Annotated in this window: 16 protein-coding genes; 6 read left to right on the top strand and 10 right to left on the bottom strand. The window is 60.6% G+C overall.

Going from position 1 to position 24,609, the window contains the following annotated elements; genetic code table 11:
• The first annotated feature begins 699 nt into the window (after positions 1-699).
• Both AB3X96_RS33635 and AB3X96_RS33640 read left to right on the top strand, forming a co-directional pair.
• Positions 700-3,093 (top strand): filamentous hemagglutinin N-terminal domain-containing protein, encoded by a 2,394-nt coding sequence (locus tag AB3X96_RS33635; RefSeq protein WP_368593057.1) that lies wholly within the window; start codon positions 700-702, stop codon positions 3,091-3,093.
• A gap of 276 nt (positions 3,094-3,369) precedes the next feature.
• Positions 3,370-5,640, top strand: a complete 2,271-nt coding sequence (locus tag AB3X96_RS33640) for a filamentous hemagglutinin N-terminal domain-containing protein (RefSeq protein ID WP_368593058.1) — start codon at positions 3,370-3,372, stop codon at positions 5,638-5,640.
• Between the two features lie 115 nt (positions 5,641-5,755).
• Here the strand turns inward: AB3X96_RS33640 and AB3X96_RS33645 are convergent, their stop codons facing one another.
• The 3 genes from AB3X96_RS33645 to AB3X96_RS33655 all read right to left on the bottom strand — a co-directional run bounded on the left by AB3X96_RS33645 (position 5,756) and on the right by AB3X96_RS33655 (position 10,027).
• On the bottom strand, positions 5,756-7,381 hold the full coding sequence (locus AB3X96_RS33645) for a hypothetical protein (RefSeq protein ID WP_368593059.1): 1,626 nt from the start codon (positions 7,379-7,381) through the stop codon (positions 5,756-5,758).
• Between the two features lie 1,033 nt (positions 7,382-8,414).
• A complete protein-coding gene (locus AB3X96_RS33650) occupies positions 8,415-9,407 on the bottom strand; it encodes an IS110 family transposase (RefSeq protein ID WP_368593060.1) in 993 nt (330 codons plus the stop codon).
• Positions 9,408-9,898: 491 nt separating this feature from the next.
• The gene (locus AB3X96_RS33655) at positions 9,899-10,027 is read right to left on the bottom strand and encodes a hypothetical protein (RefSeq protein ID WP_368593061.1); all 129 of its coding nucleotides are present in this window, start codon (positions 10,025-10,027) and stop codon (positions 9,899-9,901) included.
• 325 nt (positions 10,028-10,352) lie between these two features.
• Between AB3X96_RS33655 and AB3X96_RS33660 the strand changes: the two genes are divergently transcribed.
• Positions 10,353-11,156: a lipid II flippase Amj family protein gene (locus tag AB3X96_RS33660; RefSeq protein WP_368593062.1), complete on the top strand. Its 804-nt coding sequence runs from the start codon at positions 10,353-10,355 to the stop codon at positions 11,154-11,156.
• A gap of 832 nt (positions 11,157-11,988) precedes the next feature.
• On the opposite strand, the gene AB3X96_RS33665 is transcribed toward AB3X96_RS33660, so the two are convergent.
• The 7 genes from AB3X96_RS33665 to AB3X96_RS33695 form a co-directional block, all read right to left on the bottom strand.
• A complete protein-coding gene (locus tag AB3X96_RS33665; RefSeq protein ID WP_368593063.1) occupies positions 11,989-12,204 on the bottom strand; it encodes a hypothetical protein in 216 nt (71 codons plus the stop codon).
• A gap of 364 nt (positions 12,205-12,568) precedes the next feature.
• Positions 12,569-14,245 (bottom strand): NRAMP family divalent metal transporter, encoded by a 1,677-nt coding sequence (locus AB3X96_RS33670; RefSeq protein WP_368593064.1) that lies wholly within the window; start codon positions 14,243-14,245, stop codon positions 12,569-12,571.
• Positions 14,246-14,361: 116 nt separating this feature from the next.
• Positions 14,362-14,502 carry a hypothetical protein gene (locus AB3X96_RS33675; protein ID WP_368593065.1) on the bottom strand — a complete coding sequence of 47 codons (141 nt, stop codon included), beginning with the start codon at positions 14,500-14,502 and terminating at the stop codon, positions 14,362-14,364.
• 625 nt (positions 14,503-15,127) lie between these two features.
• Positions 15,128-15,337 carry a hypothetical protein gene (locus tag AB3X96_RS33680; RefSeq protein ID WP_368593066.1) on the bottom strand — a complete coding sequence of 70 codons (210 nt, stop codon included), beginning with the start codon at positions 15,335-15,337 and terminating at the stop codon, positions 15,128-15,130.
• A gap of 81 nt (positions 15,338-15,418) precedes the next feature.
• Positions 15,419-16,126, bottom strand: coding sequence for an MgtC/SapB family protein (locus tag AB3X96_RS33685; protein ID WP_368593067.1), 708 nt, complete (start codon positions 16,124-16,126; stop codon positions 15,419-15,421).
• Positions 16,127-16,474: 348 nt separating this feature from the next.
• Positions 16,475-18,136, bottom strand: coding sequence for an Nramp family divalent metal transporter (locus AB3X96_RS33690; protein WP_368593068.1), 1,662 nt, complete (start codon positions 18,134-18,136; stop codon positions 16,475-16,477).
• 125 nt (positions 18,137-18,261) lie between these two features.
• Positions 18,262-18,411: a hypothetical protein gene (locus AB3X96_RS33695; protein WP_368593069.1), complete on the bottom strand. Its 150-nt coding sequence runs from the start codon at positions 18,409-18,411 to the stop codon at positions 18,262-18,264.
• A gap of 1,209 nt (positions 18,412-19,620) precedes the next feature.
• Between AB3X96_RS33695 and AB3X96_RS33700 the strand changes: the two genes are divergently transcribed.
• From AB3X96_RS33700 to AB3X96_RS33710, 3 genes are all read left to right on the top strand, one after another.
• Positions 19,621-21,411, top strand: coding sequence for a carbohydrate porin (locus tag AB3X96_RS33700; RefSeq protein WP_368593070.1), 1,791 nt, complete (start codon positions 19,621-19,623; stop codon positions 21,409-21,411).
• A gap of 420 nt (positions 21,412-21,831) precedes the next feature.
• Positions 21,832-22,785, top strand: a complete 954-nt coding sequence (locus tag AB3X96_RS33705) for a cation diffusion facilitator family transporter (protein WP_368593071.1) — start codon at positions 21,832-21,834, stop codon at positions 22,783-22,785.
• Positions 22,786-23,645: 860 nt separating this feature from the next.
• A complete protein-coding gene (locus AB3X96_RS33710) occupies positions 23,646-24,599 on the top strand; it encodes a carbon-nitrogen hydrolase family protein (protein ID WP_368593072.1) in 954 nt (317 codons plus the stop codon).
• Positions 24,600-24,609: the final 10 nt, after the last annotated feature.

Raw genomic sequence — 24,609 nt, forward strand, 5'->3', positions numbered from 1 at the left:
CTTTGCGCGCCAGTGCGCGTGCGAGGCCAGCCGCCCTACGCGATGAAGGGCTCCGCGCGGCCTGAAGCGGCCGGTCGAGGTCGTCGTCCAGTTAGACTGGCCGAGATCTCGTCCGGCCTCGCTCAATGGCCGGTTTCTGGCGAGCAAACTGCGGAGGGCACTGCCTTGACGCGGCCAGGAAGCGTCATTCGCCATGACCGTCACCCGGTCATTTGAGCGGCCAGTTTGCACCGGTTAGCTGACGTACTTGCTGGCGGCAATCGCTGTCTTCGCCGCAGCTTCACTCATAGGGGCCCGGTCGTCGCATGGCTCGCTGTCAGCCTCATACACCCTGGACAGGCCATCAAGCGACATTCGCCCCTCCCCTTAGACGGACGTTCAGACGTCGGCACCGCATTGCATATGGTCCTTGGCCTTTGGGACACGAATGCCGGTATCGTCCGTGGCCATAGGCTGCCCACAGCATGAATCACGGGCGACTGCAGTTTCGCGTTGATTTCGTAAAAGATCCGGAGATGCCGCTACGCGCCAGGCGCCACAAGCGCACAGAATAAAAGCCGAAGAAGGCGCAAAACGCAGAGATATCGGCATACATTTGCAACGTCAGCGGCTATTCTTCAGACGCTGCGACTGACGCGTTTCCGGTCGGCTCTGCTGGTCGCCGGCAGCCATTCCGCGCCCCACGCGGAAGGGGGGTGTATGTCACGTCAAAAATTACCTCGGCCCGCGCGACGCGCACTGCATCGTCGGCAGTCAATCGCACGCGTCTGGCTCGTCATCGGTATTTCAATTACCGGGCTGTCCTTTGCACATGCGACGCTCGCGGCGGGCACCCTTCCACAAGGCGGCGCTTACGTGGCCGGCGCCGGCACGATAGCGAGCCAGGGCAACGGCCTCGTGATCACCCAACCAGGTTCGACGCGCGGCGTGATCGATTGGAACAGCTTTTCAATCGGCAGGAACAACAGCGTGACGTTCGACAACGGCTCGGGCGCGACGCTGAACCGCGTGACGGGCGGTTCGCCGTCCGCCATCTTCGGCAGGCTCAGTGCAACGGGCAGTCTCTATGTGATCAACCCGCAAGGCATCGTCGTTGGAACATCGGGGGTGGTCAGCACGGGTGACCGTTTCGTCGCGTCGACACTTGATGTCGGTAATTGCGCGTTCATGCAGGGCGGTGGTTCCCTCACGCTGTCGGGCAGCGCGAACGCAAGCGTCATCAACCTCGGAAAGATCAGTTCGAGCGGCGGCGATGTGTTCCTGATCGCGCGGGGCGCCGTCATCAACGCCGGCAATATCTCCGCACCCAACGGCACGGCCGAACTGGCTGCAGGCGAACAGGTGCTATTACAGGACGCGGGCAGCAGCAAACAGTTGTTCGTGCAGACGGGCAGTCGGGGCACCGTGATCAACAGAGGGAACATAAACGCCGCGCAGGTCAGCTTGCAGGCAGCAGACGGCAACGTCTACGCGCTCGCGGGCGGCGGCACGCGCATCCGCGCGACGGGCACGGCAGATCGTGACGGCCACGTGTGGCTCGTCGCCGATCGCGGCCGTGTCGAGCAGTACGGTAAGATCGCCGCGAGCAACGCAGATGGCAGCGGCGGAACGGTCGACACGCAAGCTACACAACTGGCCTTCGGCAAGCATGCAGCCGTTCACGCGGGCCAATGGAACCTGTTGACGCCTATTTTCACCATCGATGACACCGCCGCGCGCACCTTGCAGCGCAGCCTGAACGCGGGCACGTCGATCGATGTCACGACGACAGGCGCGAACGGCGCAACAGGCGATCTGGGCGTCGCTTCGAGTTTGAGCTGGAGCGGTCCGGCTTCTCTCACGCTCGCCGCGTATCACGACGTGTCGGTGGCGACGGGCACGACCATCGCGAACTCCGGTGCGGGCAACCTGACGTTGCGCGGCGACGCAGCCGGCATCGACAACGGTGGCAGCGCTAACAACAATGGGACGATCGACTGGTCGCGCAGCACGGGCATCGTGAGTGCAATGCATGACATAGCTGGTGGATACTTACCGGGAAACATTCTGTCAAACAGCACATGGTCTGCCGCTCCAGACAGTGGTCTGGTGACGCAAGTTACCGCCTATGCGCTGGTGAATACCGTCTCCGATCTGGGCGCAGTTAACCTCAACCCCTCGGGCAACTACGCGCTCGGCAGAGACATCGACGCCACGCCCCCGCCCGGTGAATTCAGTCGGACCGTGGCTTCGTTCTCGGGCCAGTTTGATGGCATGGGACACATGATTTCGAATCTTTGGTTATCTGAATCGCTTTTCGGGGACATCGGATCTTCGGGCGTCGTTCGGAACCTCAACATTGAGGGCAGTGCCAACTTGCCCGAGTCTGCCGCCTGGGCGGGCTTTCTCGCAGACAGGAACGACGGTACGATCGCATCCGTGCACTCAAGCGGCAGTGTTACTTCAATCGGTCGTATTTCAACTGGGGGACTTGTGGGCTTGAACTTCGATGGCACGATCACGCGTTCGTCAAGCACTGCCGACGTTTCGTCTGATTCCTTGACGGGAGGCCTGGTCGGAACCAACAGCTTCGGCGTGATCCGGCAATCGTTCGCATCGGGCGATGTCACCTCGACCCATCTTCAGGGAGCGGGCGGTCTGGTCGGCTACAATTTTGGCGTTATCACAGAGTCTTATGCGACTGGAACAGTTCATGTGCAGCCGCAATGTGACACGGTCAATGCGTGCGGGGGTGGGTTAGTTGGCGGGACTTCAGGCACGATCAGTCAGTCGTTCGCGACCGGCAAGATTGACCAGCCATCCGGACCTGTGGGAGGACCGGGCGGCATCGCGGATTTCAACGCAAATTACATCGCGTCTTCCCCGGGGACCATCACAAACGATGTTTACTGGGATACGCAAACGACGGGCGCGCCAGTCGGCGTCCGCGCCACCATCCTAGGCGCGAACCTGGGTAACGCTCAAGGCTTGACTACTATGCAGATGAGCACGCCGTCCAGCTTCGGTCCGACATACAACTTTGGCCCAGGCGGTGTTTGGGCGATGCCCGTTGGAGCGACGCATCCGATATTGCAGTGGCAACTGGCGCAATGAGACCGACTGCTATCCACAACCATCAGCGAGCAGTCATCCTGTTGCATTGTGGCGGTAGTGGGTTAACTAGCAGCCGCGCCACTGCTGCCTATCGGATCAGTCAAGGTCGAAGACGAGTTCATAGATGAAGGCGCTGTATGGCCGGTCCACGCCTGATACCTGCCCTTGCATTCGCGACGCCGACTCCTATTCTTCAGACGCAGCGACTCGCGCGTTTCCGGCTGGCTCTGCGGGTCGTCGGCAGCCATTCCGCACGCATGCGGAAAGGGGGCTGTGATGTCACATCCAGGACTACCTCGGCCCGCGCGACGCGCACTGCGTCGTCGGCAGTCGCGCGGACACATCTGGCTTGCCGTCGGCATTTCGCTGACTGGACTGTCCCTGACACCCGTTGCGTTCGCGGCGGGCCGCCTTCCGCAAGGCGGCACATATACTGCCGGTACGGGCACGATAGCTAACCAGGGCAACGCTCTTTTGATCACGCAACCGGGTTCGACGCGCGGCGTGATCGACTGGAGCAGTTTCTCGATCGGCAGGCACAATAGCGTGACGTTCGACAACGGCACCGGCGCGACCATGAACCGGGTAACGGGTGGCTCGCCCTCGGCCATTCTTGGCAGGCTCAGCGCAACGGGAAGCCTCTATGTGATCAATCCGCAGGGCATCGTCGTGGGTCCGTCGGGTGTGGTCAGCACCGGTGGCCGCTTCGTCGCGTCCACCCTCGATGTCTGCAACAGTGCGTTCATGAGCGGCAGCAGCACGCTCATACTCTCAGGCGACTCCGATGCAAGCGTGCTCAACCTTGGCAGGATCAGTTCGAGCGGCGGCGATGTGTTCCTGATTGCGCGAGACGCAGTCATCAATTCCGGCACCGTGGCGGCGCCCAACGGCACGGCGGAACTGGCCGCAGGTGGGCAGGTGCTGCTGCAGGACTCGGCAAGCAGCCGGCAGGTGTTCGTGCAAACGGGCAGTCAGGGCACAGTCGTCAACAAGGGGCGGATAACAGCCGCACAGGTGAGCCTGCAGGCCGCCGACGGCAACGTGTACGCGCTCGCAGGCGGCGGCACGCGCATTCGCGCAACCGGCACGGCCAGCCGCGACGGGCACGTCTGGCTCGTCGCCGACAGCGGTGGTGTGGAGCAACTCGGCAAGATCGTCGCGAGCAACTCGGACGGCAGCGGCGGGACCGTCGATACACAGGCGGTACAACTGACGTTCGGCAAGCACACGGTGGTCGATGCAGGCCAATGGAATCTCTCGACGCCTGCTTTCACGATCGATGATGTCGCCGCGCATGCGTTGCAACGCAGCCTGAACGCGGGCACCTCGGTGAATGTCGGGACGACAGCTGGTAACGGCGCGACCGGCGATCTGGGCGTCGCGTCGAGCCTGCGCTGGCGGGGTCCCGCTTCGCTCACGCTTGCCGCATACCACGATGTCTCAGTCGCGAGCGGCACGACGATCGCGAACAACGGTGCGGGCACTCTCATCTTGCGCGCCGACGCCTCCGGTATCGACAACGGCGGCAGCGTGAACAACGGCGGCACTATCGACTGGTCGAAGAGTACCGGCATCGTCAGCGCGTTCTACGACATGAACGGCACCTACGGCCCCGGCACATTAGTCGGCAATGCATCGTGGACCGCTCCGGCTTACAGCGGCCTGGTCACGCAGATAACGGGTTACCAACTCGTCAATTCGGTAGCGGACTTTCAGGCCGTCGACAACGACATGACCGGCAACTACGCACTCGGAAGAGATATCGAAGCGAACAACGCTGCGTTCATCACGCTGGGCACTACCCCGTATGCGATTAGCACGTCGTTCACCGGTCAATTCGACGGCATGTGGCATACCGTTTCGAATCTCTCTCCGAGCCTCGACGCCATCTTCGGCGATATCGGCCAAGGCGGTGTCGTGCGCGACCTGAAACTCGACGGCCACCCGCTCGCCAACGACACAGGGTTCTACTATGGAATCGGCCTTCTCGCGATCAACAACCACGGCACGGTCGTCAATACATTCACCTCTGGCGCGAACAGCTGTGGTTGCTTCGACGCACCGCTGTCAGGGCTCATTGGGGCGAACTACGGGCTGATCGAGCGCTCGGGAAGCAGTGCCACAGTTCGGACAGGCGGCGTAGCGGCCGGACTCGTTAGCACGAACTATGGGACGATCGACCAGTCGTACGCGACGGGCTCCGTCACAGGCTTTTTGACGCACGGCGGTGGTGCCGGACTGGTCTTCGAGAACCTCGGTAAAGTCACACAGTCGTTTGCGTCAGGCAGCGTTTCCAGCGGCAACGGGTTGGCGATGGGCGGCATCTGCGCGGGCTGCTCCGGTGGCCTTGGCGCCGACGTTTACTGGGACGTCCAGACCACGGGGCAACTGTCGAGCGGCGGCGATCTACCTGCATCCAACGGGCTCACCACGGCCCAGATGAGCAACCCGGCGAGCTTCGTCGGCTGGGACTTCGGGCCGAACGGCGCGTGGGTCATGGCAACTGGCGCCACGCATCCAGTGCTGCGGTGGCAAGTGGAACATTAGCCTGGCGCGATGTTGGTGGAACTGTCCATCGCGCAGACGACTCGAGATCGGAGTGGGTCCCGTTTCTGACGCTCGATGCAACACCGCCTTAACGACAGCTTTCAAGGTGCATCGGTCAATGCTGGTCGAGATACAGCTTGGCCAGTCGTACCTCCGGCCGGACCGTGTCCGCGTTTTGCGTGAGCGTGACAAGCTTCGCGTAGTAGAGTTGCGCTTTCTTATCGTGCGCCAGGTCTGCTGCTTTCGCCGCACCATACAGGCCACGCAGGCGGTTCGGGGTTGCTTGCATCGATGCCTCATACTCCTTCAGCGCATCGGCAGGTCGCTTCAGATCGAGCAACATTTCGCCCAGCAACTCCCGCATCGGGTAAAGCCGGTTCTCCATCGCGACCTGCTTTTCGCTGCCGTCTTCCAGATCGGCGGCGGCGTGCATCTGCTTGAGCGCCTGATCGTCCTTGCCCTGAACATGATCCAGCCACGCCGAGGCGGCGAGGATTTGAATCTGGACCTGATCGGCCCAGTAAGGCTGCTTGGCCTCTTCGAGCTTGGCGCGCAACTGCATGAGCACGTCGATATTGGTTTGCGCCATGTCCGCCTTGCTGCTGCGAGCGCAGCCTAGTGCACGGGCAAAATACGTGATTGCCTCAGCTTGCGGCCAGTGGCTGCCACGCGGCTCGAGCGTGGCAGCCTCCTGCCAGTCGCCGCGCTCGAGCGCATAGCGCGCCGGGATGGCAGCCAGCGCCGTGTAGACTGCCAGTCGGTCAAATGGAAATTTCGTGGCAGCATTGGCGTCATCGCGCACTTGTTTTGCGTGCGCGTCCTGGCCCAGTTGTAGATAGGCGTACTCCATGAAATCCAAGGAATGGGGCGCCCCTGTATGGGTGGCGCCGGGCCAGCTTCTGGCGGCTTCTTCCTGCATCACCTTCAGCGCCGCTTCGTTCGATTTGATGGATGCATCCCACATGCCGAGCATCGAGTAAATATGCGAGGGCATGTGCAGGGCGTGCGGCGCCGCCGGGGCGATCTGCGCGTATTTGTTGGCAAACGGCAGTCCGCGCTTCGCGAGCGGCGGGTAGTCGTAGCTGTGGATCAGGTAGTGCGCGACACCGGGGTGGTCGGGCTGCTCACGGTAGATTTTCTCCAGGATCGTTGCAGCCTCGAGTTGGTTGGCGTACGTCTTGTCGCTGGGGTCCGCGGCCTCGTTGAGCGCAAGCGCATAGAAAATCGCGGCTTCCGTATCGTCGGGATACTTCTGCGTCAGGCGCGCCATCGCATGCTCGTATGCCAACGTGCGCTGGCTTTGTGGGACTTTGTCGTAGTCTTTGTAGAATGCTTCGGCAGCCAGCAGCCAATCGCGCTCCCGTTCGGTCTTGGGATCCAGCGCCAATCCCTTCTCCGCAGCTTCCCATCCGCGCTTGAGTGCCGTCTCGTCAAACGGCGGGACCAGCGGATTAGGACGCTGGGCAATTGCAATGCCCCAGTATGCAATCGCACATTGCGGATCGATCTGGGTCACGGCCTCGAACGCCTTGAGTGTCGAAGGGTAAAAGAAGGAATGGAGCATCGCCAATGCCTTCTCAAACTGGCTTTGTGCCGCAAGGCTGCACGAAGTGGGGAACTTCACAGTGCCGAACTTGCCGCCAGTCGGCGGCGCAGCGGGGTGTTCTTCGTGCTGGGCGAGCGCGGGAGCGGATGCGAGGACCGCGAGCAGGCATGCGGTTATTAGCTGCTTGTGATACATGATGACCTCCCCCGCAGGATGAATGGCAAACTTCACGCGAGATCGTCGAAAGCGGTGGTGCCAGGCGGCCCGACGGCGATGCCCATCGCAATGACATTGTCGTGGGCGAGGGCTCCCGGCGCCGTGGACGATTCCGACTGGAGTGAGTGGTGAGCACTTTTTTTCTAGTCAAGGCGTTACGTGCCCACAAGCTCGGAAACCCTGGGCGGCTGCACATTTTCACTAACGGATCGAACGCACAGACCAGTTGCAGCCGCTTAGCCATCAGCCTACCGCGCAGTCGTTCAAAGTTGGATTGGCCGCAAGGCACGGTCCCCGGCATTGGCCGATGAATAGGCTTGCATCGTCACGGATCGAACGGCCGGTTACGGATGAGGAACGGACGCGTCAATGTCGCCGGTACGGTTCGGTCGGGTGACCCTTGGTGGCCGATTGGGTCAGGTCGCCACCGGCCGCTTTCTCGCACCGCGGTTCGCGGGGATCTGGATCTTGTCGACTGACCGTTTTCGGGAAAGTTGTCTGACCGAGAAGGGTCGACTGCGGTCGACTAGGTGGGGCAGCAGTCGGCCACCAGCGGTCGGTCGACAACAGGCTCCAGATCGTCGACACCCATTAGCGGACCCGGTGTCAAGTGAGCAAACAACACCCTCGACTGCGTGTGCAGCCGATTTCGATTGCACTGACCGAATGCAGTAGCCGAGCGCACCCGTTTCTTCGATTCATGGCTGCGACGGATCGCGCCAGACACCCATCAGGCTCAAGCGATCGGCGTACATCGGTTGCCTGTCGCCCTGGTGGCTCTGCCACCCCAGAAGAACGTTGGTGCCGCAACGCGTCCATTGGGTTCGCACAATAGTCGTGATTGCCGGACGTCCGGCACCAATCCAGGGCTGGCTCGCGTTGCAGGCGATCCGCGTTACTGCACATCGGGGACGGCGGCACGGCATCCCATTCAATTGGGTGGCTTTTCGTCAGTCAACGATCAGGGCTTGCCGGTCGCCGTCGTAACGCTTATGCGAAGCAGCGGGTCACATCAAATGGCTTTCGCTCCTTCAGCATGTGGAAGCACGCACCGGGCGAGCTTGTGGGCCAGTGCCTTGCGGGCGATCACTGAATTCGTTTTGGCTTTCTTGCACTCGTAGAACTGCCTGGCTTCGGTGCTAAAGTGCATCGCGAAGTTGGCCGCCTCGATGAATGCCCAGCACAGGTATGGATTTCCATTCCTGGTATTGCCCTCGCTTTTTTTCTTGCCGTTGCTCATGCGCTGGCTGTCCACGCACCGCGCATAGGAGGCGAAGTTGCCAGCGCTGGCGAAGCGTTCGATGGTCCCGGTTTCCAGCACGATCACGGTGGCAAGCGTCTGGCCAATGCCAGGCACCGTGGTCAGGAGGGCGTAGTCCGGACGTGGCGCGACCTTTTCGTGAAGACGCTTTTCCATGATGGCGATCTGTGCGGAGAGCGTCGCGATGACCGCGACGTTCGCTCGGACCGCGAGCGCCACGTCGTCTGGGAGATGCAGCTGGTCGACAGTGGTCTGGTCCAGTTGCTTGACCTGATTGCTCGTGATTCGCATACCGGACTGACGCGCCGTAATGTTCTCAACGGCGAGAATGTGGCTGGTGCGGCTGCGCACCAGTTGCATGCGTTTGCGGGCCAGGTCGCGCACCTCACGGTGCTTCGCCGGCAGAATGGTGCCGGTAGGCAGGATGCCCAGGCGCAGCAGGTGGGCCAGATAGCGCGCGTCGGTCTCGTCACCGCTGTGCTTGAGCCCGTCGTATTTCTTGATCGCGGTGGTGTTGGCCAGATGGACCACGTAGCCGGCCGTCTGCAGGCCGTCTACAAGCCAGTACCAGTTGAACGTGGATTCGACCACGACGCCGGCCAGCCCGGTTCGCCACGGAGCAAGGAACGCCAGGATCCTCGCCAGGTCGTTCGGCAGGCGTTTTTCGGCGACCACGCGGTCCGTTTCGTCGATCACGCTCACCACGGTATTGTTCGAATGCAGGTCAATGCCGCTATAGTTCATGATGACCTCCTTCCGGTTAAAGCTGTTTCGGCAAACTCACTTTAACCTCGTCGCCGGCAGGGCGGCGGGAGGAGGTCCGCTAGATGATTTTCAATTTCATGCCGTAAATCAACCGGGAAGGAATTGGCGATGACCATTTTTTGGACGCTCAGAAGCATTCCAGAACTCGCGAATTTACCGGCGAGCGATCGACGCAAAAATTGGCGACGGGCCTATCGCTGCACATGGCGCCATTGGCAGACATGGGCCGGCTTGCTCGCATGCATCATATGCACCGGATTGGGTTTGGCACTCGGTGCATTTGCCGCTCAAAAGGTCGTGGGGGGAATGATCGGGGCAGGCGTTGGCGGATTCGTGTTTGGACAAACGACCGTACTTATCGCACGATCTCATTACAAAAGTCTACTTCTGGGACGCGAAGGCTGATTGAAAGCACACGCGAAAGCTCAAAGCACGATATCAGTTAGACGGAATAGATCCCACATTATTGGCTAACGGATGCAAACGAATCTGCCGCCTTTGCCGTTGCAGAAATTCACGCCTTGCCAGTGGAATTGATAAAGCCCATGCATCACCAGCAGGACGCTCAAGACCAATAGAAGCATAAGTGCCTTGTTCATTCGGTTCTCCAGGAACACGTGCTTGACATCTTAGCGTGAAGTGAATCTGCTTTGGAGAAATGGGAAGATCCCTTCCGGGTCGAACTAGAGCCGACCGCGTGGGGCAGCGGCCGGCCCATGAGCCGCCGGTCGATGTCGTCGTGCAGTTTGGCTGCCGAGGTCTCGTTCGCCCTCGCTCAATGGCCGGTCTCCGGCGAGCAAATTGCGGAGGGCACTGCCTTAACCCGGCAAGGAATCGGAGGGCATCGGCCGTCAGTGTGGTGACAATCGAAACGGGGACGGGCTCCGGTAGACTGCAATTCTTGCGCAACCTCGTCGCGATAGCATGGACTCCCAGCTTTTCATCATTTGCGGACTTACATTCGTAATCCACGTCATCGCGACGCTGGCCTACGCGGTACGGATCGCAGGTGTTCGCACGCGGCGTATCGCCGTGTCGTTCTCTCTGTTCGGGATCATCGCCCTTGTCTCCAGAACGGCGAACTCGTTTCAAGGGCCGTTCATAGCCAAGCGCGTAGAGCTTGATATCGCTCAGCATCTGGAGGGTGGGCTGCTCAGTGATTTTCGGCTCTTTCTGGTTACAGCCACTGCGGCAAGCATAGTCGGCGCGTTGCTGATCCCAACGTTCCAGCGCTATTTCAGTCGCGCAGTCGAGCACTTCCAAGCCAATCGTTCATTGCCGCGCCTTTTGCTCCACATTTTCAGTCGCGGCGGCATCAACTATATGCGTGACGGTGCACGCATCCCGTCACGCCAAAACATCTCTCAGCTGACGAGCGGTGCGGGTGTCTCTGGAAGGGTGATAGCTCTCAACGTCTTCGCGATGGCCATCTGGACGGTCGGCGTTTTCGCGTCACTCTACGCGGGATACCTGAAACCAGATTTGCGCGTGACGTGCGCCAATCTGTCGTCGGTCATTAATGGATTTGCGACTGTGGTTCTGGCGGTGGTAATCGACCCGCAGGTTTCTGTCATGACGGACGACGTGATAGAAGGCCGCATCTCCGAGAATAGCTTTAGGCGAGCTATCACTACCCTTGCCGGTGCACGTGTTCTTGGGACCGTGTGTGCACAAGTAATCCTCGTACCGGCCGCGCTCATCATCGTACGCGTTGCCGAGCTAATCTAGACGATAGAACTGGCGTACCCTGCATCGGAATGACCGCTTCGGAGCAGCTCGGCTGTCCCTTGTGGGTCGAAATGGCGCATTCGCATTTGCGAATGTCCTCGTTGCCCCATACCCGTTGTGAACGTCAGTGAAGCGACGGCGACCAGTTATATTGGCCGAATTCTGCGCGTAGCTCGTCCGTCACATTGTGGAGTAATGCGACCAGCCCCACGGCAGGCATGCGGGGAAGCGTTGGACAACGCCTACCCGCATGCCACCTGTTTCTCGCAACCAGGCGAGGACCACCGCGCCTGTCACCGACACCGAACACACGGGTCGGGTGGTGTACTGCAGAGATGCACCATGCACTGTAGCGGAACTGAAAGAACCATCGCGTAGGATCGCTAGCCCACGCGCTTGATAGCGTGGCTGCGTTTAACAATCCTGGGGGTATCTGTGGAAACTTACGTACTTTTCGGCGGCGTTATAGCAATCGGCACAGCCATTGCGATCTGGGGAATCTGGAATCTCAGGTGACGCGTACCTTCAGGTTATCCCAGATCCCTGAGGCATGCAGAAACATCCAGGGATTGGGTGAACAATCAGGTTGTTCGTTGTTTGACAGATTAGTCGACCAGACTCCTTTGTCGGGCACCGATCCCTGGTGATTGGCCGTTTTACCAGGTGCAGCCGCTCCGCAGGCGATTGGTGCTGTGAGATATCGGGCCAAGCCGATCATCGGCGATGCGAGAAGCGGCTCGTACGGGATCATCAGTGCTCCCCGGGTCGCACGAAGCCGCCCGTTCGGTCGCTCTCACTGTCCCGCGCTCCCTGACGTCCGACCGTCGCATTCCTATCGGCTGCGCAGAGTGTCGCTGAGACAGTATTTCCCATGGAGCAGGCAATGAGACGCCGCTCCGTTCAGCGATCCGTTGCCCGGCAATTCATCAGCGACGACACGCGTGGCGTTCGACGCATGCACCTCACAGCTCTCGTTAAAAGTCACGAGGGTGCGGACGACAAATACCAGAATTGCGATCGGGAATACTGCAAGAAAGTGCTTCTTCATAGTCGACTCCTCGCGCTGGCGGTCGGGCCGTCACGGCGTTCGTCAGTCAGTGGCACCGCACCAATACTGAACTGCCATCGGGCCGCGGTACAACCTTCAATATGTCTGCCTGAGTGACCTGATCAGTCTCGCGATCGGCACGACCCAGAGTACGCTCATGAGGATCCATGCCCAGGCGGCGAGCAGCGCCCACTCCGTGCGGCTAAGCGGCCTGTCCCGCCATGTCCGGCGAACGCGCGCGGTGCGACCCGCGTTGGCCCGCGCCGTGATCCGGCATGAGCGTGCCGAAAGCGTTCGTATGCGGCTCATCGCCACCATCCTTCGCAACCTCAGCCCGTCTGCCTGATGGCAGGCGCGTCGGGTGCTATTTAAGCAACGTCATCTGCACGACCTTCACGATCACCAGCGCCACCGCGATCAGCAGATAGCCGCGCAGCACGCCCATCCAGACCCGCTTGACGAGCGTGAGTTTGGCGGGCGGCAATTCGTCGAGCGGTGGCATCCGCCATGTCTGACGGGCGCCTTCCGCAGACGCTTGTCCGGTCATTCCGGGGGCGCCGTCCGCCGGTTCACGGCGCAGCCTGCGAATGCCAACCGTGATCGCATAGCCAACGATGGCCAGCAGCGTGCCGCCGGCCAGCACCTCGAGCATTGTTTCCCCGCTGATGTCGGGGTACATCACGGAAGCAGTCAGGATGATGGAGAGCATGACCAGCACCCAGATCACGGTGCCCGTGAACAGGTTCACTTTCGTCGAGTTGGCCCACGGACCTAGCACGGCCCTGTCATTGCACAACAGCAGCAGAAACACTGTGGCGCTCGGCAGCAGTACGCCCGCCAGGGTCTGCACAGCCAGCGTCAGCAGACCGAGGGGGCTGCCTGGTATCAGCACCAGCGCCGCCGAACCAGCGACGATGCCGAAGTACACCAGATAGAAACCCTTGGCGGACGCGACACTACGATGCAGTGAATGGCGAATCTTGAACACGTCGCCGATTGCATAGGCGGTCGACAGGGACACCGCCGCGGCGCCGATGATCGCGGCGTCAAATAGCGCGATGGCGAAGCAGGTCGCCATCGTGCGCCCGGCGTATTTCCCCAGACCGGCGATGACGCCACCCGCATCCGTAAAATTGCCGAATTCGGGTCGGCCGGCAAACAGCTCGGCACAGAACGCCATCATTGCTACCGCGCCAATCATTACGAATACGATCCCGATCCACAGGTCCGCTTTTTCGTAGCGGATGAAACGCGGCGTGATGCGCTTGTCGACCACATAGCTCTGCTGGAAAAACAGCTGCCACGGTGCCACCGTCGTACCCACGATGCCGATGACCAGCAGCATCACGTCGGAGAGCTTCGAGTGCGCGGGCCAGTTCGGAATGAAAAGGTCGCGCGCCATCTGGGCAACCGGCGGGTGAATCGACACCAGGACGGGTACCAGCAGCAGACTCAGCACACACAGCAGCATGGCGAAGCGTTCGAAGCGCCGGAAGTTGCCGGTGCTGACCGCGGCCATCGTCAGCGCTGCCGCGATGCACACGCCCGCCAGCCTGGAGAAGCCAAAGAAGTCGAGTACGAATGTGATGCCGATAAACTCGGTGACGATCGTCAGCGCGTTCAGCAGAAACAGGTCGACGATGCTGAACGCGCCCCAGAACCTCCCAAAGCGCTCGAAGATCAGACGCGCATGTCCGACACCGCTCACGGCGCCCAGACGCAGCACCATTTCCTGGTTTACGTAAAGCACTGGAACCAGCAGCAGAAGCGTCCATAACAGCGTGGTGCCGTAGTTTTGCCCGGCCTGCGTATAGGTGGCAAATGCACCCGCATCGTTGTCGCCAACCATCACGATCAGACCGGGGCCGAGGATCGCAAGCAGCGTACGCAGACGCGCCCACCAATGCGTGCGCGGTGCGATGTCGTGATGAGCGATGGTGCCCAGCGCACCCGTGATATCGCCCAGATGGGCTTCATCGAGGACCGCGCTGCGTTCGAGCACGGCGCTGCGTGCCGCTGAGGTTTCTGCTGGAATGGACATTTTGTTTCCTCCCCTCGTGACGGGTTGTCGAAACGAAAATGCTTGGCTCCGGAAGGCGAGAGGCCGTCAGTGGTGGAACGACCGCCCCTCGCCTTTGGCGGAGCACAGCGAGGCGCTCAGGAGAAAAGCGATTTCAGACGGTGCCAGAAGGTGGCGAACCGATGCGATTCATGGGGCCGCAGCGACAGCATCGCGTCGTAGTGGAGGCGCGCTTCATCGACGTGTGGCAGGTTCGAAATGAGGAGGCCGAAGTTCATGATATTGCTCCGTGCGTCTGGCTCGACGCGTGGTTGTGGAAAGCCAGCAGACACGGGCACGGGACGACGCGTCAAATAGACCCGGTCGTGGCCTACCTGCCTTCCTCGGTTAATGATCGAGGTGATTGCCATAAGGGATAACTGTCACTGTCCAGCATTTCGACTCCGTTCTGCTTCAGGTTCGCATGCGGCGATTGCTGCACGCGTGTTTCACCGCGCGCCGGTTTCCGAATGGATTGACCGGACGCGGACGAGCGCGCTGCGAGTTCAGTCTGGCGGCGCGATGCCATGCGGTGCGCCCGAAGGCGGCTCCGCATATTGTTAATCAACGGGTGCACGGGAATATGGCTACGACGCGCACCGTCTGCCTGCTGGCAGGACGGCGGCTCGGAAAGGTGGGCTCGAACGTCTTGCCGGTCAGGCAGCGAACTGGTTCGAAGGTCGACTACTGCAAGAGTCCAAGGCACGGCCCCCCTTTGTGAAGACTCTTAAGTTTAGGAGACGAATAAAGGACAGGTCAATGTAAATTCGTAAGCAGAACCGTATATTTTGCGTAAACGACGGTCGTTGTCAGGCGCTCTGTTTCTGGATCTTTCGATGACCGATTAGGCATCGCGGCGCCGGTTCAAGCTGGATTTCCAAAGAGTCCATCAAATGTTTCAAGCAGCGTTTTCCCTTGCTCGGTCAGCACGGGCAGACCTCCATTCTCCCCATCCCACTCAAGGTCGATCAGCCGTTGTTCGAGCAGCGTTTTGAACTCGCATCTCTCCCTGTCGATCTGTGCCGGCGCGTCTCGTACCAGCACCAGCGTTGCATATTCGTGCGGACTTAGCATGTGTTCCCCTTCATTGAATCGGGCTGGCGAAGCAATCATCTTCAGCGGGTGACGTCTCGGCAATCTCTCCGGATTCGATGCTCATTCCGGCACGGCTTCGGCGTCCCTTGCCGACCAGCTGATACTGGACACGCCCTTCTCCATGCTGATTCGACTCGCCATCAGTTCCAGCTTCGACTGGTACTTCGGATGCACGCGCACGGTCGCCGTGACCGCGACACGCGACCCGTCACCGTCGACGTCCTGGCTAACGAGGCTCTGGAACGACAACGGCTGTGAGTGCATCGAATTCGAGAGCACCGTGCGGATATGAATTTCGTCCTGTTCCCGGCACACGACGCTCAGAACGTATTCGCGGACAAGGTCGGCAGCCGACACCGGTGTAGCGTTGATGGCATGGCTGACCTCGCGCAGCAAGGTGTTGGTCAACAGCACGAGCGCTGTCCCCGCAATGGCGGGACCGAAGTGTCCAGTGCCGCAGAGCACACCTACGGCGGCCGCGCACCACAGGGTCGCCGCAGTATTGACGCCCTGGATTTCACCCTTGTCGCGCATGATGACACCGCCGCCGAGAAACCCGACACCGGACACGACATAAGCGGCAATCCGCGTTACACCGGATTCACCGTTTCCGGTCAGCATCCCCAGCGTAACGAAGAGACACGCGCCACACGTCACCAGCGTGATGGTCCGCAGTCCCGCCGTGCGCTGGCGTATTTGCCGCTCCAGACCGATGGCTACGCCACATCCAAAGGCGGCAAGCAGGCGCCAGATGAATTCAGCAGTCATCTCGTGGACTCCTGATGCAGTAGCACGGAGCGTTTTCGCGGCGCCTGGCGGTACAGGTCAGCGCTGAAGCGCCAACGGCCCATACGTGACCGTAGCTGAACCGTCCTTCCGTGACGGGACCGGCGTCAAAGCGCCTCCACCGCAAAACCGGACAGTCCCGGCAGCGATACGCCCCCCATCCGACTCTTTGACATTAACGCCCGGACGAGGGCCGGCACCCGCCTCACCCGCCTGAGTGGCCTGTCACGCCATGCAGGGCCCGCTGTTTACGAGCTGCATGCGCTTTCGCAAAAATCGCCCACCGTGCGTTTGTACGAAGGGGCAGACGTGCGCCTGCCCCTTTCAGCTTTAATGAATGGCCATCTGCACGACCTTCACGATCACGAGACCCACCGCGACGACGAGATAGGTGCGAAGCACGCCCATCCAAACACGTGCCGACAGCGTCAGGTGCTGCGGCGCCGGCAGGTCTTCGAGCGGCGGCATGCGCCACGTGTTGCGTAACGCCTTCTGAGCCGGCTTGTTGATTGCCGGCGCGTCGTCGGCGGCAGCTGTGCTACGGGCCTTCCGCGAGAGTTCCACCGCGGCATAAACGGCAGTGGCAAGCCCGCATCCGCCCGCGAGAATCTTGACGATAGCAGCACCGCTGATGTCCGGATACACGGTGGCGGCCGTCAGGATGATCGACAGGACGACGAGCACGGCGATGACGGCGCCCGTGAACACGTTCAACTTCTTCGAGTTCACCCACGGGCCAAGCACCGCCTTGTCATTGCACAACAGCAGCAGGAACACGGTTGCGCTCGGCAGCAGTACGCCCGCGAGCGTCTGCACAGCCTCGGTCAAGAGGCCAAGCGGGCTGCCCGGCATCAGCACGAGGGCGGCAGCGAGCGCAATGATGCCGAAGTAGACGAGATAGAAGCCCTTCGCGTCGAGCACGCTACGATGCAGTGAGTGTTTGACCTTGAACACATCGCCGATCGCGTAGGCGGTCGAGAGCGAAACAGCGGCAGCGCCAATGATCGACGCGTCGAGGAGCGCGACGGCGAAAATCGTCGCCGATGTCTGGCCCACGTACTTGTGGAGACCCGCAATCACGCCACCCGCATCAGTGAAGTTGCCGAACTCGGGCCGGCCTTCAAAGAGCGCAGCCGTGAAGGCCATCATTGCCACGGCGCCGATGATCACGAACGCGATGCCGATCCAGAGGTCGGCCTTTTCGTATTTCATGAAGCGCGGCGTGATCCGCTTGTCGATCACATAGCTCTGCTGGAAGAACAGCTGCCACGGTGCGACGGTCGTGCCGACGATGCCGATGACGAGCAGCATCACATCGGAGAGCTTCGAATTCTTCGGCCAGGTCGGCACGAGGAAGTCGCGCGCGATGACGCCGACAGGCGGGTGTATCGAGACGAGCACCGGGATCAGCAGGAGGCTCAACAGGCACAAGACGATCGCGAAGCGTTCGAAGCGCCGGAAGTCGCCAGTACTGACTGCAGCCATCGTCAGGACCGCGGCGATGCAAACGCCCAGAACCTTCGACACACCGAGAAAGTCGAGTGCGAACGTAATGCCGATGAACTCGGTGACGATCGTCAGTGCGTTGAGCAGGAAGAGGTCGATGACGCTGAAGGCACCCCAGAACTTGCCGAAGCGTTCGAAGATGAGGCGGGCGTGACCGACGCCGGTCACGGCACCGAGGCGCAGCACCATTTCCTGGTTGACGTAGAGAACCGGGATCAGGAGAGCGAGCGTCCAGAGCAGCGACGTGCCGTAGTTCTGCCCCGCCTGCGTATAGGTGCCGAATGCGCCCGCATCGTTATCGCCGACCATGACGATGAGACCGGGGCCGAGGATGGCAAGCAGCGTGCGCAGGCGCGCCATCCAGTTGCTGCGCGGGGCCGTGTCGTGGTGGACGATCGTGCCGAAGGCGCCTTTGATATCGCCGACATGAGCGTCGTCGAGCACAGCGGCGCGGCGCTGCGCGATGTTTGCTGGTGTGGTGGACATTTGGACTTATTCCTTATCGGTAACGCTTGAAATCGGCGCTGAAAAACGTGGCGCCGCCATGCCACATGCCGGAGTTCGAGCCGATGTCCGAACGATGGGCAGGCAGGCGGCCACGCGAGGCAACGTTAGTGAGCGAGTTTCCTGAGCGCCGCCCAGATGGCGGTGATCATGCGGGCCGTTGCATGCGAACGGGCGTCGAGCGCCAGCATGCCGTTGTAGTGCGAGCGGGCGTCTTCGACGTGCGGGAGCTGCGAAACGAGGAGAGCGAAGTGCATGGTGATTCCTCCAATAGCTTGAAACGTGGCGCCTTCGACCAGGCCGGCCTTCGTTTCAGTTCACGCAGACCGAGGTGCTCGGGTGTGCGGGAGGAACGTATGCGGCGAGGATGTCAGGCGGAGCGAGCAGCGTTCTGCGGGAACGCATGGTGAGTCGTACAGGAACAAGGCTCAGGGTCGGGCATCGTGAACTCCTCTGTCGTTTGTATCCGCTTCGCGTTGAACGGACGTGGGTAACCGCACGCCGGCTCCGCGCGACATTGGGTGCGCGAAAACGGCGTGAACAAGCGGCGCCGCGAGCCAAAGGCTCGACGCGCCGGGTCGCAAGGACGAATGTGCGTTACAACGCACGCGTCAAGCGACGGCGGCCAATCGAAGAGATGCGCGGGGAGAAACTGCGAAAGCTACTGCGGCGCGCACCGTCTGCCTGCTGGCAAGACGGCGGCTAAGGAAGAATCCAGGCGGGCGTCGTGCCGGTCAGGCAGAAAAACTGTTCGAAGGTCGACTACTGCAACTGTCCAAGGCATATGCCCCTTTCGTGGAAACACGCGAATTCTAGTGATGTCGCGCGAGCCGAGTCAACGACTATTTCGAAGATTTTTCTTTCGATTCCGTTACCTGGCGTGGATGCAAATCATTTTTGCTCACATCTTCGCAGTGCATCATCGCAGCGGTGAGTGCTGCGCCTGCGGCCTTGCATACGAACACCGCCGGGAACGCCCGTGCATTGAGCTTGAATACCCCCTGGACGCGGCATGGCAATGTGATTGAGGTCGCTTATGCAGGCCACTCAGCACTGCATAGCAATTTCTGCTTGCGCGCTCGCGAATGGCGCGCATAGAATTCGCCCTGTCTTGAAACAGGAGAGTCCTTCGTGGACGCAAGCCCTAACAGTCGATCTTGTACGCCGGCCTGTGCCGGCACCCCGATTGCAATCGCGCGTTAGCGACGCCGGACCATCCTCCCCGCCGCTGTCCCCGATTGTCGGGTCAGCGCGCTTCTTCAGGACCGCCAGTGCGGTCTGCCTGTAGCTCGCTCCCTTTTTCTGCATAACAACGCCCACGGCGCTTAACTTCGCTGACGGTGCGTCACTTATCGAACGTTGCCTGGCCGGGCTCGACGGGAGTTGAATCATGTATATCGAACGCTTTCTAAGGGTCTCACGCGCTTTTTTGCGTGCGTCACCGGCCGCCGCTGCGCACCGGGAATTTGGCGGGCATAGTCAGCTCTGGCGGCACACCATCGCCCGCGCAGGCGAGGCAGTGCCACGCGACGCCTCAGTCGCGGCCCTCTGGACGACGTCAGGACGCAACGTCCGCGGTAAATCATGGCCAGCCTGAACGGTCGCTCGTCGCGAAGGCGACTGGACAGGACTGTGGCCCAACTACGGGTGGACGCCGGATATCTCCCTGCTTCGGCGTCGCTCGCTCATCAGTTCGTTTCCCAGAAGAAAGCAAAATGATCTCCTTTGGCACGTTCTTACAAAACGACAACGGCATCGACACGCGGTGCCTCCTCGCTCCGTCTTCGCGCCTCAAGCCAGCCTGCGTTGCGGCAACTCTGTTAGTCGCACTGGCTGCCGGCTCGATTGCTCCGGCTTACGCGCAGTCGGAAGCTGTCGCCCCAACAGCGTCTGACCACGACTCAGCTGCAGCCCCGAACACCGACGCAAACAGCACGCCGGCCGACTCAGCCGCCGCGCCGACCGGCTTCTGGGAGCGCTCGAACCTGCTAGGCGATATGGGCGGACTGCGCACGCTGTTGGGCGACCACGGTGTCACGTTCAACGCGCAGGAAACAAGCGAGCTCTACGGAAATTTCTCCGGCGGTCTTTCCAGGGGCGCTTCATACAACGGTGCCACACAATTCGGCCTCAACGTTGATACGGACAAGGCGTTCGGGCTGAAGGGCGGCACATTCTTCGTCGATGCCTTGCAGATTCATGGACACGGCATCACGGCTGCACGCCTGAATTCGCTGCAAGCGGTGAGCGGTGTTGAGGCCGAAGCGACGACGCGTTTGTGGGAGCTCTGGTACCAGCAGGCGTTCGGCGACAGGTTCGACGTAAGGATCGGCCAGCAGAGCCTTGATCAGGAATTCATCATCAGCCAGTACGGCAGCACATTTGCGAACGCGACATTCGGCTGGCCCGTGCTGGCCGCCACCGCCTTGCCTGCCGGCGGTCCCGCCTATCCGCTGTCGTCGCTTGGAGTACGCCTGCGGTTCAAACCGAGTGATTCGATGACGATTCTGGGTGGCGTCTTCGATGGCAACCCTGCGCCGGGCAACGGCGACCCGCAGCAGCTCAACCCCAACGGTACCCAGTTCAACCTGCACAACGGCGCAATGTTGATCGGCGAAGTCCAGTACACGATCAATCAATCGCCGCCGAGCGGGTCCGGTGCGACAGTGCCGAGCGGGTTACCTGGCACTTACAAGCTCGGCTTCTGGTACAACAACAATCACTTCGCGGATCAACACCTCGACACAAACGGCATTTCACTCGCGAGCCCCGCGTCGAACGGCGTGCCGGCCACGCATCGCGGCAACTTTAGCATTTACGCCGTCGCAGACCAGATGGTGTGGCGCCCAAGTGCCGACAGCCCGCAATCGGTCGGCGTGTTCACGCGTGTGATGGGCGCGCCGGGCGACCGTAACCTGCTCGACTTCAATGTCAACGCAGGAATCGTGCTGAAAGCTCCGTTCAAGGGCCGGGACAACGACTCGGTCGGGCTTGCGCTCAGCTACGCGAACGTCAGCTCGAGTGCGAGCGCGCTCGATCGTGATATCGCAGCCTTCCAGACGCCGGGCTACCCCGTGCGCTCGGCGGAAACGGTGATCGAGGCGACGTACCAGTACCAGGTTGCACCGTGGTGGCTACTGCAGGGTGAATTCCAGTACATCGTCCATCCGGGTGGCGGCATCCCTGATCCGAACAACAAGGGTGCACGCATCGGCAATGAGGCCGTGGCCGGACTGCGGACGGTCGTGACGTTCTGATCGTTTCGGATTTTGAAGCAACAGGGGCCGCCAGCGATGCAGCGGGCTCCTGATATATGGTCTCTCGTACGAGGCCTCCCTGCGGACACGGCTGCGCCATTGGCGGAAGAAGAGTGTCAGAGTCAAACCCGGTCGGACGTATCGGACGGGCTCGGCGGCATGTTCTGCGGCCGGAGGAATACCACAGCCGATCAGCGAGCCGGCGAGCAGCCCAGTGAGCACGCCCTCGTTCGGCGTCGCTCATCCCCTCTCGCTTCAGTCGAACCGCAGCATGCCGGGTTTTCCCTTGCAGAAGGACCACATGGCAACGTCACGAAAGTGACACTTCTCCATTGCCCCCTGGTCGGCAGCGGAACCGCCATGTCAGATGGTATGGACGCGCTGCCGCATAGACAGTTTTACGGTTCACTGGAGCGTTCCATGAAATCAAGCGAGTTTTTCGAAGATTCTGAGGATATCCAGTACACCCTCTCTGAAAGAGCAGCCGCCGCGTCGCGAAGCACATGGGTCAGTGTCGGAGTAAACCTGATGCTCACCGTCACACAGGTTGCCGCCGGCGTCCTTTCGCATTCTCAGGGTCTGATTGCGGATGGCGTTCATTCGCTTTCCGACCTTATCTCCGACTTCGTCGTGCTGTTTGCGAGCCATCACAGCAAGATGGGCGCGGACAAGGAGCACCCGTATGGTCACCAGCGGTTCGAGACTGCCGCGTCCCTGGCGGTCGGTGTTCTGCTTGCTGCTGTCGGCGTTGGCATGATCTGGTCGGCTTTTCGGAAACTTGAGCATCCTCAGGCAGTACAACGCGTCCACATCACTGCACTCTGGGTCGCGGTTGGGGCATTGATCGCGAAGGAGATACTGTTTCGCTACCTGCTATCGGTCGCCAAACGTGTGCGCTCGAGCATGCTCGTTGCAAATGCCTGGCACGCCCGCTCCGATGCGGCCTCGTCGCTTGTGGTTGGCATCGGCATCGTAGGCAATCTGCGGGGATACCCGATTCTCGACCCTATCGCAGCACTGATCGTGGGCTTTATGGTCGCCAGGATGGGGTGGGAATTTGGTTGGGATGCGCTGCACGATCTGATGGACCGTTCCGCAGACGAGGATGAAGTGGACGCAATTCGTCATACGCTCCTGGACACGCCCGGGGTCATCGGTGTGCATGATGTCCGCACGCGCAAGATGGGAGACATGATCCTGGTCGACGCACATATCGAGGTCGATGCCTCGATTTCAGTGGTAGCCGGGCATGACATCGCCGTCGACGCCCGGGCGCGCGTCCTGGATAGACACCGGGTGCTCAATGTCATGACCCATGTCGATCCACGCCGGTACTCGATCCAGAGCGAGCCAGCCGCGGAAGATCCCCTTTGATCAATCGCGTGCCCGCTCTATCCGTGGGCCGTAACAGCGCCTCGCGTATTTCGCGCCATGTTCACTTCACGCAAAACCTCATAGATTGATCTGACCGCCCATTTCAACGACGCGATTCGCCGGCAGGCTGTAGTACTCGGCGGCCTGCGCCGCGCAAATACAAGCGGCCAAGGTGGAATGGACCTCGCTTTCCCTTCGCTTCGCGTGTGGGTGTGTCGAAACGCCACCACTGGCATTGATGCCGATCGGTTCTGGAGGGCCTCGACGTTTGAGCAGGGCCCAGCGTCCTTGGAGGGGGCTGTTCCATTCCATCTCGTCCAGTTACGTTTGACCTTTGGCGGGAGGGAAATGCCAATTTCCGCCCGGTGCTAGCGGATTGCCGCCACATGCTCCTAGGCGTAATAAGCAGACTGCGAATTTCATCCGGAGCTACTATCATAGTCGGCAGCGTTGGGGCGGAGTGGAACGGACGCTTATCTCCTCATCGTTGAAGCCGGGAGCGAAAATGTCACTGCAGAAAATGCCGCATAACAAATCATCGCGTCCGAGCATGTAGCGATTGGTCGAACCTAAATACCGGCAGCATTTATTGCGACTATGAGGGCATACCTTTCCTTGCGGGAATGCTTTATCAAAGAAGGTGAAAAAAGCGAGACTAATGCTTGTCACCGTCGCCGTACTTATACGATGGCTCGGGTTCAAAGCGATAAGCTTTATTGCGACCGGCAATGTTACTGGCTCACTTTCAAGAACGTTGCTCTTGGAACGCGGAAAGTGACGGCAGCGACCGCGCTGACACAATTTTTGTTCTGGTGCTGGTGGCACGAAATCTTGATGTCTAACATCGAGGGAGAATTCTGATGCAACGGAAAGTACGTGCTGCTGTCGTGCAATCGGGATCCGTCGTCTTCGATGCGGACAGAACCATTGACAAGGTCGCAACGTTCGTCGCTGACGCCGCGCGACAGGACACTCAACTTATCGTATTCCCTGAAGCGTTTGTCTCTGCCTATCCAAAGGGACTCGATTTCGGGTCGACAATTGGTGGAAGAACAGCTGCCGGACGCGACGACTTTCGGCGTTACTACGACAGCGCCGTCGAAGTGCGAAGCCCCGGCACTCGACGATTGGGCGAGATTGCCGCCGACCACAACCAATACCTCGTGATCGGCGTAATCGAGCGGGACCATGGCACGTTGTATTGCACCGCGTTGTTTTATGGTCCGGACGGTACGATGCTCGGCAAGCACCGCAAGCTGATGCCAACAGGTGGCGAGAGACTCATCTGGGGCTATGGCGATGGCTCGACGCTCCCGGTTTTTGACACACCGTTCGGCAGGCTCGGCGCAGTCATTTGCTGGGAAAACTACATGCCATTAATGCGTATGGCGATGTATGCCAAGGGTGTCCAGATTTACTGCGCTCCCACCGCCGACAGTCGGCCGACATGGGCTTCCTCCATGCAGCATGTTGCCTTGGAGGGACGTTGCTTTGTTTTATCGGCCTGCCAACACCTGCGCCGATCAGATTGCCCAGCCGACTATGCTGCTATCCAGGGCAGCGATCCGTCGACAGTGCTGATGAGCGGCGGAAGCTGCATCGTCGACCCACTGGGCCAGTTCATTGCGGATCCTGTCTTTGAGCGGGATGCGCTACTCGTGGCCGACCTCGACCTCAATGACCTCGCCCGCGCGAAATATGACTTTGACGTCGCAGGTCACTACTCGCGTCCGGACATCTTTCGTCTGCATGTCAACGAAGCGGCGACGCCGCCCGTCGTGTTCAAGAAAAACGGATTTGACAACGAATCCTGAAAGTCAACGC

This window comes from Paraburkholderia sp. BR13439, assembly GCF_040948805.1.
GTDB classification, from domain to species: domain Bacteria; phylum Pseudomonadota; class Gammaproteobacteria; order Burkholderiales; family Burkholderiaceae; genus Paraburkholderia; species Paraburkholderia youngii.